Annotated in this window: 17 protein-coding genes, 1 tRNA gene and 2 pseudogenes; 11 read left to right on the top strand and 9 right to left on the bottom strand. The window is 60.9% G+C overall.

Features of this window, described 5'->3' with window-relative positions; genetic code table 11:
• Positions 1 to 13 precede the first annotated feature (13 nt).
• The 3 genes and pseudogenes from V2I08_RS08660 to V2I08_RS08650 form a co-directional block, all read right to left on the bottom strand.
• Positions 14 to 877: a hypothetical protein gene (locus V2I08_RS08660; RefSeq protein WP_349634726.1), complete on the bottom strand. Its 864-nt coding sequence runs from the start codon at positions 875 to 877 to the stop codon at positions 14 to 16.
• A 138-nt stretch (positions 878 to 1015) separates the two neighbouring features.
• Positions 1016 to 1345, bottom strand: a pseudogene (locus V2I08_RS20600) (DUF6538 domain-containing protein); the annotation flags it as partial.
• Positions 1310 to 1384 (bottom strand) — tRNA-Gly (locus tag V2I08_RS08650). The gene V2I08_RS08650 and the pseudogene V2I08_RS20600, both read right to left, overlap by 36 nt.
• Positions 1385 to 1736: 352 nt before the next feature.
• Here V2I08_RS08650 and paoA point away from each other — a divergent pair.
• From paoA to V2I08_RS08630, 4 genes are all read left to right on the top strand, one after another.
• Positions 1737 to 2375 (top strand): aldehyde dehydrogenase iron-sulfur subunit PaoA, encoded by a 639-nt coding sequence (gene paoA / locus V2I08_RS08645; RefSeq protein WP_349634724.1) that lies wholly within the window; start codon positions 1737 to 1739, stop codon positions 2373 to 2375.
• A complete protein-coding gene (locus V2I08_RS08640; RefSeq protein ID WP_349634723.1) occupies positions 2372 to 3328 on the top strand; it encodes a xanthine dehydrogenase family protein subunit M in 957 nt (318 codons plus the stop codon). Before paoA ends, V2I08_RS08640 begins: the two co-directional genes overlap by 4 nt.
• The gene (gene paoC / locus V2I08_RS08635) at positions 3325 to 5532 is read left to right on the top strand and encodes an aldehyde oxidoreductase molybdenum-binding subunit PaoC (protein ID WP_349634722.1); all 2208 of its coding nucleotides are present in this window, start codon (positions 3325 to 3327) and stop codon (positions 5530 to 5532) included. The genes V2I08_RS08640 and paoC overlap by 4 nt, the downstream gene beginning before the upstream one ends.
• Positions 5533 to 5628: 96 nt before the next feature.
• On the top strand, positions 5629 to 6264 hold the full coding sequence (locus tag V2I08_RS08630) for a peptidylprolyl isomerase (RefSeq protein ID WP_349634721.1): 636 nt from the start codon (positions 5629 to 5631) through the stop codon (positions 6262 to 6264).
• A 3-nt stretch (positions 6265 to 6267) separates the two neighbouring features.
• Here the strand turns inward: V2I08_RS08630 and V2I08_RS08625 are convergent, their stop codons facing one another.
• Complete coding sequence (locus tag V2I08_RS08625; RefSeq protein ID WP_349634720.1) at positions 6268 to 6504, bottom strand: DUF2061 domain-containing protein; 237 nt, start codon at positions 6502 to 6504, stop codon at positions 6268 to 6270.
• Positions 6505 to 6617: 113 nt separating this feature from the next.
• Between V2I08_RS08625 and V2I08_RS08620 the strand changes: the two genes are divergently transcribed.
• Positions 6618 to 7358 carry a DUF72 domain-containing protein gene (locus V2I08_RS08620; RefSeq protein ID WP_349634719.1) on the top strand — a complete coding sequence of 247 codons (741 nt, stop codon included), beginning with the start codon at positions 6618 to 6620 and terminating at the stop codon, positions 7356 to 7358.
• A gap of 333 nt (positions 7359 to 7691) precedes the next feature.
• On the opposite strand, the gene V2I08_RS08615 is transcribed toward V2I08_RS08620, so the two are convergent.
• Entirely contained in the window at positions 7692 to 7877 is a 186-nt protein-coding gene (locus V2I08_RS08615) for a PspC domain-containing protein (RefSeq protein ID WP_069065503.1), read from the bottom strand.
• Positions 7878 to 8040: 163 nt separating this feature from the next.
• Between V2I08_RS08615 and V2I08_RS08610 the strand changes: the two genes are divergently transcribed.
• Positions 8041 to 8223, top strand: a complete 183-nt coding sequence (locus V2I08_RS08610) for a hypothetical protein (RefSeq protein ID WP_349634718.1) — start codon at positions 8041 to 8043, stop codon at positions 8221 to 8223.
• The gene (locus V2I08_RS08605; RefSeq protein ID WP_349634717.1) at positions 8220 to 8615 is read left to right on the top strand and encodes a gamma-glutamylcyclotransferase family protein; all 396 of its coding nucleotides are present in this window, start codon (positions 8220 to 8222) and stop codon (positions 8613 to 8615) included. Before V2I08_RS08610 ends, V2I08_RS08605 begins: the two co-directional genes overlap by 4 nt.
• A gap of 8 nt (positions 8616 to 8623) precedes the next feature.
• Here V2I08_RS08605 and V2I08_RS08600 read toward each other — a convergent pair whose 3' ends face one another.
• The gene (locus tag V2I08_RS08600; RefSeq protein ID WP_310226476.1) at positions 8624 to 9157 is read right to left on the bottom strand and encodes a peroxiredoxin; all 534 of its coding nucleotides are present in this window, start codon (positions 9155 to 9157) and stop codon (positions 8624 to 8626) included.
• A 17-nt stretch (positions 9158 to 9174) separates the two neighbouring features.
• A pseudogene (locus V2I08_RS08595) lies at positions 9175 to 9484 on the bottom strand (VOC family protein).
• A 370-nt stretch (positions 9485 to 9854) separates the two neighbouring features.
• Here V2I08_RS08595 and V2I08_RS08590 point away from each other — a divergent pair.
• From V2I08_RS08590 to V2I08_RS08575, 4 genes are all read left to right on the top strand, one after another.
• Positions 9855 to 10073, top strand: coding sequence for a hypothetical protein (locus V2I08_RS08590; protein ID WP_349634716.1), 219 nt, complete (start codon positions 9855 to 9857; stop codon positions 10071 to 10073).
• A gap of 39 nt (positions 10074 to 10112) precedes the next feature.
• The gene (gene recF, locus V2I08_RS08585) at positions 10113 to 11186 is read left to right on the top strand and encodes a DNA replication/repair protein RecF (RefSeq protein ID WP_349634715.1); all 1074 of its coding nucleotides are present in this window, start codon (positions 10113 to 10115) and stop codon (positions 11184 to 11186) included.
• Between the two features lie 107 nt (positions 11187 to 11293).
• Positions 11294 to 11821 carry a CHAP domain-containing protein gene (locus V2I08_RS08580; protein WP_349634714.1) on the top strand — a complete coding sequence of 176 codons (528 nt, stop codon included), beginning with the start codon at positions 11294 to 11296 and terminating at the stop codon, positions 11819 to 11821.
• A gap of 78 nt (positions 11822 to 11899) precedes the next feature.
• Positions 11900 to 12631, top strand: a complete 732-nt coding sequence (locus tag V2I08_RS08575; protein WP_349634713.1) for a CHAP domain-containing protein — start codon at positions 11900 to 11902, stop codon at positions 12629 to 12631.
• Between the two features lie 40 nt (positions 12632 to 12671).
• Here V2I08_RS08575 and V2I08_RS08570 read toward each other — a convergent pair whose 3' ends face one another.
• Together V2I08_RS08570 and V2I08_RS08565 are read right to left on the bottom strand one after the other, a co-directional pair.
• A complete protein-coding gene (locus V2I08_RS08570) occupies positions 12672 to 12950 on the bottom strand; it encodes a DUF3297 family protein (RefSeq protein WP_349634712.1) in 279 nt (92 codons plus the stop codon).
• A 108-nt stretch (positions 12951 to 13058) separates the two neighbouring features.
• Positions 13059 to 13361 (bottom strand): hypothetical protein, encoded by a 303-nt coding sequence (locus V2I08_RS08565; RefSeq protein WP_349634711.1) that lies wholly within the window; start codon positions 13359 to 13361, stop codon positions 13059 to 13061.
• Between the last annotated feature and the right edge of the window lie 53 nt (positions 13362 to 13414).

Raw genomic sequence — 13414 nt, 5'->3', positions numbered from 1 at the left:
CAATGGCTGGTTTTTAAACCGCCACGCTCAGCAAATCGCTGGCGTTCCATTGGCCTGGTTTGTCACCGCCCTCTACATCCCGCTGAGACTCAACGAACGCGAGAAATCCGAAACTAATAAGTTCCTTGTGAATCGGCACGATCCGATCGCTTGCGGCCGTCTTTAAACGCTTTTCGTCCCCCGCTTCGCTCTCTCCTTCGGTAATGCGAAAGCATGTAACATTGTCAATGCGCTGAATGTCACGAACCTCAAGCTGGGCACATTCATTTGCACGGAAGCCACCAAAAAGGGCAAGTAGCGGTAGCCAGAAGCGCCCGCGACGGGGGCGCTGGTGACCAATGGACGCATATCCCCGCTCGTCGTCTTGGCATCCTGTATAAAGGGGGGCGCTAAAGATGCGTGTAAGCTGCTCGGTCGAGAACGGACGGCGCTTGTCCCGTTTCTTCACGGGGTCCGTAAGCTTAAGCCCCTTCAATGGATTGCGATCAATATATCCTTCATTCATCGACCAGTTCATTACGCCCCCGAAGCGGTTGATATAGGCGTTCACGTTCGCGGCGTTGATCAAGCGCACCTCCCCCTTCATCTTGGCGGCATCGACTGCTTCCCGGATAGGCAGATTCGGAAACCGTTTGTCCGCATGAGCAGGCATATTCCGAAGGAGTTCGACAAAGTCGCGGCACGCTTCGCGGGTAATGCCCGTCATCGCTGTCTGCTCACCAAACGCTTCGACGACCCATTTGCGTGTAGTGGCATGCGCGATAGCGGTGCGCTTGCTCCACGAATGCTTAGGATCGGCGATGTAAAGATCGTAGGCCTCTCCGATGGTCCTGATGATCGGCGCGAGATTCGACGCTGTCGGATGAGCTGGAACCATGGCTGATGTATCCGGGACGGGAGCATGAGCAGCTCTGGTTATATACAAGGTGCGATCGACGGGGTGCCCGGCTTCACCTCGCACCTTCTCAAACTCTGCCTCGACCTCAGCTGCAATCCGATGGATGCGCCGAAGCGCTATCGCAAGACTATCGGTATCCAGCGACCGCCAGACTTCACATCCGTTCCAGATGGTGAGGAGATCGGTCGGAACCCGTCGTCGGTAATGGAAAATGCCGCGCTTCTGACACAGCCCAGTTGGTCGATTGTGTAGACGCTTTGTGTAGACGCTCGAACGCAGATTTTTCGAAGATTTACGCGGGCTTGCGAGCCTTTGGCCTACATCATTGTGTAGACGCTTTGTGGAGACATCATGCGGACGGGATCGTCCGAGTGACGATGGTCCGCAGTTTTCCGTGGTTTTTGGAAAAACTGGAGCGGGCGAAGGGATTCGAACCCTCGACCCCAACCTTGGCAAGGTTGTGCTCTACCCCTGAGCTACGCCCGCTCTGGCGGCCGGAGGATGTCTCCCTCTCGGCGGGTGGCGGGGAACTAGCAGCGCTTTTGGGGATCGGCAAGGGGAGAATTGCACAAATATGAAATTCCTTGCTGAACGTGCGGAAAAGCCTGGTTTTGCGCCACTTTCGCCCCGTTCGACGCCCTCGGCCGCCCCGCGCCCCCCAGCGTCAAAATATGAAACCATTGTCCGACTCGCTGTCCGGCTATCGCGCCCGGTCCTGCCGCCGTGGCAATAGGTGCGCTTGCGCTGCCGCACCTTGTTGATCATATTTCCTGCATCGGCAGGGATCATTTGCCGCCGCCCTTCGTATGACAGCCGATAGCAGAAGAAAGGGACCGCCATGCCGTCCGACCAGATCACCCGCCGGGGCATGTTGCGCGGTGGAACGACCATTGCAGCGGCTACGCCATTTCTTTCCAGCGCGCAGGCGGCCCAGCCCGCCGCCGCTTCCTCTCGCGAAGGAACCCCGATGATCCCGGTGGAATTGACCGTCAATGGCCGCGAAACACATTTGCAGCTCGACCCACGGACCAGCCTGCTCGACGCGCTGCGCGAGCATCTGCACCTCACTGGCACCAAGAAAGGGTGTGACCATGGCCAGTGCGGCGCTTGCACGGTCATCGTCGAAGGGCGACGCATCAATAGCTGCCTGACGCTCGCTGTCATGCATGATGGCGAGGCGATCACGACGATCGAGGGGCTGGGCACACCCGACAAGCTGCACCCGATGCAGCGCGCCTTCATCACCCATGATGGCTATCAATGCGGCTATTGCACGCCGGGCCAGATTTGCTCGGCCGTCGCCGTGCTGGAAGAGATCGAGGCCGGCATCCCCAGCCATGTCACCGACGATCTGGACAAGGTGGCGCTAACCGACGCGGAGCTGCGCGAGCGGATGAGCGGCAATATCTGCCGCTGCGCCGCCTATCCCAACATCATCGCCGCCATTAACGACGTGGCCGGGGGAGCCAAGGCATGAAGCCCTTCACCTATAGCCGCGCGACCAGCGCGCAGGAGGCGGCGACAATGGCCGCTTCGACGCAGGGCGCGCGCTTCATTGCCGGCGGCACCAACTTGCTCGACCTAATGAAGCTGCAGATCGAGACGCCGACGCATCTGATCGACGTCAATCCGCTGAAGCTCGATCAGATAGAGAAGACGGCCGACGGGGGGCTGCGGATCGGGGCGCTGGTGCGCAATACCGATCTCGCCGCCGACAAGGTTGTGCGGCACGATTATGGCGTATTGAGCCGCGCCCTGCTGTCGGGTGCATCCGGGCAGTTGCGCAACAAGGCGACGACTGCGGGCAACCTTCTGCAGCGCACGCGCTGCCCCTATTTTTACGACACGCGCATGCCCTGCAACAAGCGCAAGCCGGGCAGCGGCTGCGGCGCATTGCAGGGCATGAGCCGTAACCTCGCCATCCTTGGGGTGAGCGATGCCTGCATCGCTCAACATCCGAGCGACATGGCGGTGGCGATGCGGCTGCTGGACGCGACGGTGGATACGGTCGGCGCAGATGGCGCGGCCCGGTCGATCCCGATCGCGGACTTCCACTTGCTGCCCGGCGATACACCCCATGTCGAAACGGTGCTGAAAGCCGGAGAGATCATCACATCGGTCACCCTGCCCAAGCCGATCGGCGGCACCCATGTCTATCGCAAGGTGCGCGACCGTTCCTCCTATGCCTTCGCTTTGGTGTCGGTGGCGGCGGTGTTCGGCAAGAATGACGCATCGCGCTTTGCCTTTGGCGGTATTGGTGCAAAGCCCTGGCGCACGGCTGATGCGGATGCGGCGGCGGGGTCGGGTGCCAAGGCGGTGGCGGAGGCCGCGCTGGCTGGCGCGCGCACGACGCATCATAATGAATTCAAGAAAAAGCTGGTCGAACAGACGCTGACATCGCTCTATCGGCAGAAGGAGGCACGGGCATGAAGTTCGATACGCCCGCCGGGTTGAACCCGATCGACAAGGGCCGGGTCGTTGGCAAGGCCCATGACCGGATCGACGGCGCTGCCAAGGTGACCGGCACCGCGCCTTATGCCTATGAGCGGCACGACGCCGCGCCCAATGCCGCCTATGGCTGGATGGTAGGGTCGGGCATTGCCAAGGGGCGCATCGCCGCCATGGACCTGCGCGCGGCCGAGGCTGCGCCTGGCGTTCTGGGCATCGTCACACACGCCAATGCGGGAAAGCTCGGCAAGGGCAGCATGAATACCGCACCCCTGCTGGGCGGGCCGCAGATCGACCATTATGATCAGGCTGTGGCCTTGGTCATCGCCGACAGCTTCGAAAATGCGCGCGACGCGGCCAAGCTGGTGCGGATCGACTATACCAGCGAAGGTGGGAAGTTCGACCTGGCCGCCGAGCGGCCCAATGCGGTCAAACCGCCCGAAGGCGGCTTTGGCGGGTCACCCGATACGGCGGTCGGCGATTTCGACGGCGCGTTCGCCAAGGCGGCGGTCAAGGTCGATCAGAACTACTCTACCCCCGACCATAGCCACGCGATGCTGGAGCCACATGCCTCCACCGCGGCGTGGAATGGCGACAAGCTGACGCTGTGGACGTCCAACCAGATGATCGCCTGGACCGTGGGTGATGTCGCCAAGACATTGGGCATTCCCAAGGCGAATGTCCGGCTAGTGTCGCCCTATATCGGCGGCGGCTTCGGGGCCAAACTGTTCCTGCGCGCCGATGCGTTGCTCGCGGCGCTGGGGGCAAGGCAGGTCGGACGGCCGGTCAAGGTCGCGCTCGCGCGGCACCAGATCCCCAATAACACCACCCATCGGCCCGCAACGATCCAGCGCATCCGCATCGGCGCGGACAAGGATGGCGTGATCGACGCGATCGGCCATGAAGTCTGGTCGGGCGACCTGCCCGGTGGCGGGCCGGAGACGGCGGCACAACAGACGCGGCTGCTCTATCGCGGTGCCAATCGGATGACCGCGCACCGGCTGGCGACGCTCAACCTGCCCGAAGGCAATGCGATGCGCGCGCCCGGTGAAGCGGTCGGCCTGCTCGCGCTGGAAGTCGCGATGGACGAACTGGCCGAAGCTTGCGGCGTCGATCCGGTCGAGCTGCGCATCCGCAACGATGTGCAATATGATCCCGAAGCAGGCACGCAGCGGCCTTTCTCCAGCCGCAAGCTGGTGGAGTGTATGCGCGCCGGGGCCGAGCGTTTCGGCTGGAACAAGCGCCAGGCAAAACCCGGCCAGGTGCGCGATGGACGCTGGATGGTCGGCATGGGCGTGGCCTCCGCCTTCCGCAACAATCTGGTAGGCAAATCGGGCGCGCGGATCGGCGTCGATGCCAAGGGGCAGGTGATTGTCGAAACCGACATGACCGACATCGGCACCGGCAGCTATACGATCATTGCCCAGACGGCGGCCGAGATGATGGGCGTGCCATTGGAAGCTGTCACCGTCCGGTTGGGCGACAGCCGCTTTCCCGTGTCGGCTGGGTCTGGCGGACAGTGGGGGGCTAACAGCTCGACGGCGGGCGTCTATGCCGCGGCCATGGCGTTGCGCGCGAAACTGGCTGAAAAGGCGGGCTATTCCGTCGATCAGGCAGAGTTCGAGGAGGGCCTCATCCGTCACGAGAACAAATCCCAGACGCTGGCGGCGCTCGCCGGGCGCGAGGGCGTATGGGCCGAGGACAGTATCGAATTCGGCGATCTCGACAAACGCTATGCGCAGGCGACGTTCGGCGCGCATTTCTGCGAAGTCGGCGTCGATATGGACACCGCCGAAGTGCGCATCCGCCGCATGGGTGGTGCCTTTGCGGCCGGGCGTATTCTCAACCCCAAATCCGCACGCAGCCAAGTGATCGGCGCGATGACCATGGGGGCCGGATCGGCACTGATGGAGGCGCTGGACGTCGACACCCGCTTCGGCTTCTTCGTCAATCATGACATGGCCGAATATCTGGTGCCGGTCCATGCCGACATCCCCGAACAGGACGTGCTGTTCATCGAAGAACTGGATGACAAGAGTTCGCCGATGAAGGCCAAGGGCGTGGGTGAATTGGGCATTTGTGGCGCGGGCGCAGCGGTGGCGAACGCCATCTATAATGCGACAGGCATCCGCATCCGCGACTATCCGCTGACCATCGACAAATTGCTGAAGGCACAGGTGGCCTGAGCGTTGCCAGCCGGTTGATCGGAAGCTAGGCCGGTTGGCATGATTGCCCGTCCCTTGGCTTTACGCCGCCTGCTATTCGTCCTGATGGTAATGGCTATGACATTGCCAATTGGCTGGGCGAACGCGCTGCCAACCAATCGGTCGACGCCCGGCTACACCCGCGTCGCGATCGAGACGACGGTTGGGACGATCGTCGTCGCGGTGGATCAGAAGCGAGCGCCACGCACATCGGCCAATTTCCTGACCTATGTGGATGATGGCCGGTTTGACGGCGTCACCTTTTACCGCGCGGCGCGGCGCAAAAGTGCGCCGACCATGGGCTTGATTCAGGGCGGCATCGACACGGATGCGCGCCGCTCGTTGCCGCCTGTGGTGCATGAACCGACGACCCAAACGGGCATTCGCCATCTGGACGCCACCTTGTCCATGGCGCGCCCCGACCGGCCCAATTCGGCGATGGGCAATTTCTTCATCACCATCGGCCCCACGCCGAATATGGACGCACAGCCGGGCTATATCGGCTATGCGGCCTTTGGCCATGTGGTCGCGGGCATGGATGTCGTGAAGAAAATCCTCGCCGCGCCGACCTGTTGTGGGACTGGGCCGATGCGCGGGCAGATGATCGTCAAGCCCATCGTCATCCGCCATGTCAAAAGGCTGGATGGCAAGGCAAAGCCGACGGGTGGCGTAAAGCCCTGGCTGATCGGCAGCCTGCTGAAGCCTGTAAGGTAACGATCAGGCGAAGGCTGCTTGATCGTGTCGTGATGCCGGATGTGCCTCGCGCGACGGCCGGGCCTGTATCTTCTTCCACGCCTTTTCATGAAAGAAAAAGGCGACCGCATTGATCACTGGCTCGACCAGCGCAATGCCCCCCGCCAGCGCCACCGACCCGGTCATAAGATAGGCGACGGTAAAGCCGACCGTGAGGTGGATGCTGAGATAGGTGCCTGTCTTGATGAGGTCCAGCGACATGGGGATGCTCCTTGTTGCGACCCAGTTAAGAATTATTCGCAAATATACCAACCGCTTTTTCCATTGGCTCTGATCGGCGAAAGCGATCAGCATTGTGGCAGGAGAATCGTGATATGGCAGGTCGGATCAGGGTAGGCATTGGCGGCTGGGTCTATGCGCCATGGCGTGACAATTTCTATCCCGCCGAGCTGCGGCAGAAAGACGAACTGGCCTATGTCGGGGCGCATCTGACCGCGACCGAGATTAATGCGACCTATTATAGCGGTCAAAAGCCCGCAACTTTCGCCAACTGGGCTAAGGCCGTACCCGACGGGTTCCAGTTCGCGGTCAAAGCATCGCGTTATTGCACCAATCGTAAAGTGCTGGCCGAAGCGGGAGACTCGATCGCGAAATTCACGAAACAGGGTATTGTCGAGTTGGGCGATCGGCTCGGTCCGATCCTGTGGCAATTCATGCCGACCAAGCGGTTCGATCCCGCTGACTTCGGCGCGTTCCTGCGCCTGCTGCCTGCCAGCGTTGATGGCGTCGCATTGCGCCATGCGGTCGAGGTCCGGCACGCAAGTTTCGACGATCCTGCTTTTCTAGAGATGGCGCGGGATGCAGGCGTGGCGGTCGTACTGGCCGATCATGACAGCTATCCGGCAATCCGGGGACATGATGTCGGCTTTTCTTATGTGCGGCTGATGCGGACCCAAGCGGAAGAGACGACTGGCTATTCCCCTGCAGACGTCGGCCGTTGGACCGATCAGGCGTGGACGCTGGCCAAACGGGGGGACGTCTATGCGTTTTTCATCGGTGGTGCCAAAGAGCGTAATCCTGCTGCGGCCAAGGCGCTGATTGCGGCTTTGGGGTAACAGCACTGTTGCATTTAGTGCAATTGGTATGCCGCGCTTTGCGATTGTTACATAAGTATGACAGGCGCATAGGCCCGCAACCCCAAGACAGGGGACAGATGATACCCTAACAAAGGACATAACCATGCGGCAGGCATTTCAAGGCGCTGCACTGATTGTAGCCGTCGGCGCACAGGTGCTGACTTTCTATTCGGTGCTTTATGCCTGAGCGCGCTTTGCGCTCAACCTTCATCCCGACATTGCGGGATGCGAAAAGGCCGCTTCCGGTATAACCGGAGCGGCCTTTTTACTGACTGGATGCCGTGCGCTTTGCAGAAATGATTTGCGGCGACATCAACCTTCGGCAAGCCAGCCTGCCAGCAGATAAGCCACAACGCCGATCGGTCCGAGCGCGCAGAGCGTCAACAGCACGACGGCGACGCGGATCAGCGTGACGTCCAGGCCGCTGCGGTTGGACAGGCCCGCGCATACGCCCATAATCTTGCCATTGCGACGGTCGAGGGTGAAACTGTTGTTCATGACTTGGACTTTCAATCTTGGTGTCTTAAATGAGATGATGCGATCAGGCGATCGGAACGATAGGCGTCGCTGCGCTGATAAACAGGCTGGCGACTAGAATGGCACCCGTGAACGCGGTGGCGACGTGCTGGAAACGGGCGATGGACATAATGGAAACTCCCTGTTGCTGCGGTGGCTGGACCATTCAGCCTTGATGCTTTCAGGCTTTGCACAAGCCGTGCCAATCTTCATTTTGGCTGAAAATACGAGATTTTCGGCTAAGGCCCCGATATATGATCGCTATAAAAGTACCGCCAGTTGGGGAAAAATCCTGCTGATAGGGATTTTTTCCAAGTTCAGCGCATGAGCCAACTGCCTTTATTCGTCTATGGGACGTTGCGACCTGCCTTCGCGGGGCCAATGGCAGCGCAGTTGCGCGCAACGACACGCTATATCGGCCGCGCTGTTGCCCAAGGGCGACTATATCAAATAGCCGACTACCCAGCCTTCGTGTCAGGACCGGAAGGACAGGTGATCGGCGATTTGCTGATGCCGTTTAACCTGTCGGCGACGCTTGCATGGCTCGACGACTATGAAGAATGCACGCGAGCCTATCCTGAACCGCATGAATATCGGCGCGAACAACTGACGGTGCAGGGACAAAGCGGCCGCGTTATCGCCTGGGCCTATATCTACGCCCTGCCGGTAACAGACCTACCCCTGATCGCAAGCGGCGATTTCCTATCCCACAAGCGATAGCGCGCGCCTCACTGTTGCTTCATCGCCTCGACCGCAGCCAGTGTCGCTTTGACATGATTGGCATAATTCATTTCGGAATGGACGAACGCAATACGGCCTGCCGGTGAAATGACGTAGGATGTCCGGTCCGTCATGCCTGGTCGCATTTTGAGCGCCACATCATAACCCGACACGATGTCAGGCCCCGCTGAAGCGACCGCGAACTTGCCTGCGCATTCCTTGGTAGAAAAGGCCACCAGATCATCGACCGGATCGGCGGACATGCCGATGACGGTCGCGCCAGCGGCCTTGAACTTGTCGATATTGTCGGCAAATTCGCGCGCTTCGGCCGAACAGCCCGGCGTGAAAGCTTTGGGGAAAAAGTAGAGCACGACCGGCCCGCGCTTCAACTGGTGCGACAGGGTCAGCGTGAACGTCTTGCCCGCCATCGCGCCGCGCGTGGTGAACTCAGGAGCTTTGGCACCGACGGCAAGCGCCGACATAGCATTAGTCGATACCGTCAGGGCAGCGACGGTAGCAAGGAAAAGGGACAGGCGCTTCATCGGCGGGGCTCCATCAGTCAGGCGGCGGGAGACGCTTGCTCCCATAATTCGATTGCATTGCCTTCGGGATCATGAATGCGGGCGAAACGGCCCACATCGGGATGGTCCCATTCAGCGTTGGTGATGATCATAATGTCGGCGGCGCGCAAGGCGTTCAGAAGGGAATCCAGATCGGTGACACGAAAGTTCAGCATGAATGCCTTGTCTGCGGCGAAATAGTCACTGTCCGCGCTGAATGGCACCAACATTCAAATGCGTACGATACCGGGCCGCGAGAGCGTCAGGTTACATTCGCGAAAAAATGCCGCCCATTCCCACTGCCGACATGACATATATTCCTGTCACTATCCCGCGCCTGCAATAGCATGGTCACCACTGCGGGTCACCGGAACCGTAGAGCGTCTGGCCGGTTTCTGCTTTCATGCGTCTTGTTTTTCTCCTGCCTGCACTGATCGCCCTTGCGGCTTGCGAAAAGTCGAGCGAGCCACCAGAATCCAACCCTGGTGTGACTACCAACATCAGCGATCGGACGGCTGCCAACGCGCCAGTCACGCCGCCTAACAACACCCCTGCCCTATCCGTAGAATCCGAGTCCGATGCCCCCCAAGCCGATACTGATGAAACCGGACCTATTCCCCCAGCAATGCAGGGCCACTGGACAGGCATGAATGATCGGTGTGGCGATCGGGCAGCGGCTATGGAGCTGCAAATCCTGCCCGATCAGTTGGTCTTTCACGAAAGCGTGGGCACCGTGCAGACTGTCAAGCCGGATGGGGATAGACGGCTTTCGATCACGGCAGCCTTTACCGGCGAAGGACAAAGCTGGAGCCGCACTATCTTGCTCAATCTGGCGGCCGACGGCCAGAAACTCACCATCGTCAACGATGGAGCCTCTGAAACCCGCAAGCGCTGCTAGGCGCTTTCCCCATCGCTTTTGTCCCGCTACAGCCGCGCAATGATCGGCCGTCTGACCCTGAGCGATTTTCGCAATCATGCGGATGCGCTGATCCTGCCGGACCACCCCTTCATCCTGCTGACCGGCGACAATGGCGCAGGCAAAACCAATATATTGGAAGCCGTCTCCATGCTTGCGCCAGGGCGCGGCTTGCGCGGTGCAGCCCTGCGGACGATGGCGCGGCAAGACGGAGCGGGAAGTTTCGGCGTGGCCGCGGAGGTGGACGGGGTCATGCTGGGCACGGGCATATCCGCCGCCATGCCTGACCGACGACAAGTGCGGATCGGGGGCGTGGCGTCATCTGCCAATGCCTTGGCCGACCATCTCGCGATCGTCTGGCTGACCCCGGCAATGGACCGACTCTTCCTGGACAGTCCGGGCGGTCGGCGACGCTTTCTGGATCGGCTGACGCTGGCGCTACATTCCGGCCATGCAACGCACAGCGCCCGCTATGACGCGGCAATGCGCGCGCGTAATCGCCTGCTGATCGATCCGCACCGTGCCGATCCCGTCTGGCTTGCCGCATTGGAAGCGCAGATGGATGAACATGGTACGGTGCTGGCGCAGGCGCGCGCTGACCTTGTTGCGCGGCTGAACAGCGTGCTGGCCGACCAGCCCGATGCGCCCTTTGCCCGACCATTCATTGTGATCGAGCAGGAAGAGGGAGGGAGCGACGAGCCATTGGCGGTGCGACTTGGGCGAAATCGGCGGCGCGATGCGGCGGCAGGGCGGACATTGTCGGGACCGCACCGCCATGATCTGTCGGTCACGCATATTGCCAAAGCGCAGGCCGCAGCACTTTGTTCGACGGGCGAGCAAAAAGCATTGCTGCTATCGATCCTGCTCGCCCATGCCGCCTTGGTAGCGACCGACCGCGGGCAACCGCCAGTACTGCTGCTCGACGAAGTGGCCGCGCATCTTGACCCTTCGCGCCGCGCCGCGCTGTTCGAACGATTGGCCGCGACGGGCGGACAGGTCTGGATGACCGGAACCGAAGCATCTCTTTTCAAAGATTTAACGTCAGCGAGCCGATTTTCGGTAACCGCAGGCCAACTGTTTCGTTCCGCAACATAACCCGCCCCCGCAACGACTCGTCGCCCGCCTCTTTTCAGGACGTCCGGCGTCTGGCCTAAAGCAGCCATCGTGGCAAAAGCCTAAAAGCAAGTCGGGGTCGCATTCGCATGATCGGTGGTTTTCGCGCGGTTTTCGCCGCTGCTCTGCTTGCGCTCTCTTCCCTGATCGTTACGCCTGCGACGGCCGGAGTGCTGCAATGCGTTCCCTTCGCCCGTCAGGCGTCCGGCATCGACCTTTACGGCAATGCGCATACTTGGTGGAACCAGGCGGAAGGCCGCTATGATCGTGGTCATGAACCGCGCGTCGGTGCCGTCCTCGCCTTTGCTGCCAGCCGGTCCATGCCGGTCGGCCATGTCGCGATGGTCAGCAAGGTGGTCAATGAGCGCGAAGTGCTGCTGACCCATGCCAACTGGTCCTATCGCGGCGGGATCGAGCGCAATGTCCGCGCGATCGACGTATCGGCCAACAATGACTGGACCGATGTGCGCGTGTGGTATGGTCCGATCGGTAATCTCGGCCTGCGGTCCAACGCGGCGCGCGGTTTCATCTATGCCCAGCCGGCCCGGACCATCGATCAGCCGGTGCAGATCGCATCGGCATCTGCCAGCGGCGGCGCGCCCCGCGCGGCCTTCTGATCCTTTAACCTCTTCATAAATAGTCGCGATCTAGAGTTGCCCTTGGTGGGGCGATTCGAGTGTTTCGGGATCGCATAAATGATACGAGGACTTGCCTGGGCGGCGGCATGGCTGGCGTCCAGCCTGATAGCTGCGCCTGTGTGGAGCGCGGCGGTACTACAATGCGTGCCCTATGCCCGTATCGTGTCGGGCGTGGATATTCGCGGCGATGCGCTGACATGGTGGGATCAAGCCGGCCAGCAGTATAAGCGTGGCAACACGCCCAAAAAGGGAGCGGTGCTGGCGTTCCGGCCGCATGGCTCGATGATGTTGGGTCATGTTGCCGTGGTCAGTCGTGTTCTGGACGACCGGCGCTTACTGATCCGCCATGCCAATTGGTCGGTGCCCGGCGCGATCGAGGAAGACGTACTGGCAATCGATGTATCGGATGGCGGCGATTGGAGCCAGGTGCGCGTCTGGCACAGCCCGACCGCGCAAATGGGCGCGCGCACTAATCCGACATTCGGTTTCATCTATCCGACCAAGGCCAGATTGCATGAATTCACGCCTGACCCCGCATTGGGCAGCAGCGTGCGCTTTGCCAAACTGGATACGGACTATTGGGATGCCCGTCAGCCCCATCGCTCGCCGCCATTCCATGGGGGCATCATGGTTGCTCATGGCCGTCCGGCTCCGGCCAAGACTGCCCGCAAAATGAAGCCCCGCCTGGAGGCTGATCCGGGCGTCATACACTATGCCGATGCAAGTCCTTCGGAACGGACCCTGAGCGCGATCATCGCGGACGTAAAACGCCAGTCGGCTCTGAACTGATGGAAGGCGCGCTTGTCAGCCCGCGCCTTCGCCATACCGCTTATTCCGCGTTCGATGGTTTGTCCTCTTCGGCACCTTCGGCTGGATTTTCGAACCAGGCTTCGACTGGCCCAGTGAGCTTGATCGTCAACGGGTTGCCGTGACGGTCGCGGGTTTTACCGGCTGCAACGCGAATCCAGCCCTCGGAAATCGAATATTCCTCGACATCCTTGCGCTCCCGGCCCTTGAACCGGATGCCGATGCCGCGCTGTAGCACTTCCATGTTGAAATGGGGGCTTTTGGGATTGGTGGACAGGTGATCGGGGGGCGTATCGCTCATGATGCGGTTCCTTGGAATGGGCTGGGCTGCGCCTAGCCTTTTGCCCGGTAACCCGTCAACCGCCACAGCCCGCCGATGCAATAGCCCCGGCGGACTGCAACTGGCTGCTCAACGACAGACCCGCACGCGGACGTTACGATCGCGATAATAGTCATAACGCCACTGGGTCCAACAGCGCGGACGGTATTTTGCGCGATGATAGCCTCGGTCGCCTCGCCAGTGCCGACGGCCATCCCAGCGTCGTCCGTCCCAACGTCGATTGTCCCAGCGGCGACTATCCCAGCGATGATCGCGATCGCCGCGCCATCCGTCACGATAGCCGCCATGATGTTGCGCTTGCGCGGGAGCGGCCGCAGCAATGCCCGCGATGGCTAGGCTCAACGCGGCCACGCCTTTCAATATGATGTTCATTGCTCTCTCCTCATCCACCCCGCAGGTTGGCGGGGCATGATGAGAAGATGCCT

The organism is Sphingobium sp. MK2, assembly GCF_040170545.1.
Taxonomy (GTDB): domain Bacteria; phylum Pseudomonadota; class Alphaproteobacteria; order Sphingomonadales; family Sphingomonadaceae; genus Sphingobium.
Note: the sequence above shows the minus strand (reverse complement) of the source record. Positions and strands in the feature narration are given on the sequence as shown.

Excerpts from the sequence above, each read along its gene's own strand:
- V2I08_RS08565 (WP_349634711.1), bottom strand. The coding sequence starts at position 13,361 with ATGAACATCATATTGAAAGGCGTGGCCGCGTTGAGCCTAGCCATCGCG.
- V2I08_RS08590 (WP_349634716.1), top strand. The coding sequence starts at position 9,855 with ATGGAGCTGCAAATCCTGCCCGATCAGTTGGTCTTTCACGAAAGCGTG.
- V2I08_RS08575 (WP_349634713.1), top strand. The coding sequence starts at position 11,900 with ATGATACGAGGACTTGCCTGGGCGGCGGCATGGCTGGCGTCCAGCCTG.
- V2I08_RS08580 (WP_349634714.1), top strand. The coding sequence starts at position 11,294 with ATGATCGGTGGTTTTCGCGCGGTTTTCGCCGCTGCTCTGCTTGCGCTC.
- paoC (WP_349634722.1), top strand. The coding sequence starts at position 3,325 with ATGAAGTTCGATACGCCCGCCGGGTTGAACCCGATCGACAAGGGCCGG.
- V2I08_RS08620 (WP_349634719.1), top strand. The coding sequence starts at position 6,618 with ATGGCAGGTCGGATCAGGGTAGGCATTGGCGGCTGGGTCTATGCGCCA.
- V2I08_RS08615 (WP_069065503.1), bottom strand. The coding sequence starts at position 7,877 with ATGAACAACAGTTTCACCCTCGACCGTCGCAATGGCAAGATTATGGGC.
- recF (WP_349634715.1), top strand. The coding sequence starts at position 10,113 with ATGATCGGCCGTCTGACCCTGAGCGATTTTCGCAATCATGCGGATGCG.
- V2I08_RS08570 (WP_349634712.1), bottom strand. The coding sequence starts at position 12,950 with ATGAGCGATACGCCCCCCGATCACCTGTCCACCAATCCCAAAAGCCCC.
- V2I08_RS08625 (WP_349634720.1), bottom strand. The coding sequence starts at position 6,504 with ATGTCGCTGGACCTCATCAAGACAGGCACCTATCTCAGCATCCACCTC.
- paoA (WP_349634724.1), top strand. The coding sequence starts at position 1,737 with ATGCCGTCCGACCAGATCACCCGCCGGGGCATGTTGCGCGGTGGAACG.
- V2I08_RS08630 (WP_349634721.1), top strand. The coding sequence starts at position 5,629 with ATGACATTGCCAATTGGCTGGGCGAACGCGCTGCCAACCAATCGGTCG.
- V2I08_RS08640 (WP_349634723.1), top strand. The coding sequence starts at position 2,372 with ATGAAGCCCTTCACCTATAGCCGCGCGACCAGCGCGCAGGAGGCGGCG.
- V2I08_RS08605 (WP_349634717.1), top strand. The coding sequence starts at position 8,220 with ATGAGCCAACTGCCTTTATTCGTCTATGGGACGTTGCGACCTGCCTTC.
- V2I08_RS08660 (WP_349634726.1), bottom strand. The coding sequence starts at position 877 with ATGGTTCCAGCTCATCCGACAGCGTCGAATCTCGCGCCGATCATCAGG.
- V2I08_RS08600 (WP_310226476.1), bottom strand. The coding sequence starts at position 9,157 with ATGAAGCGCCTGTCCCTTTTCCTTGCTACCGTCGCTGCCCTGACGGTA.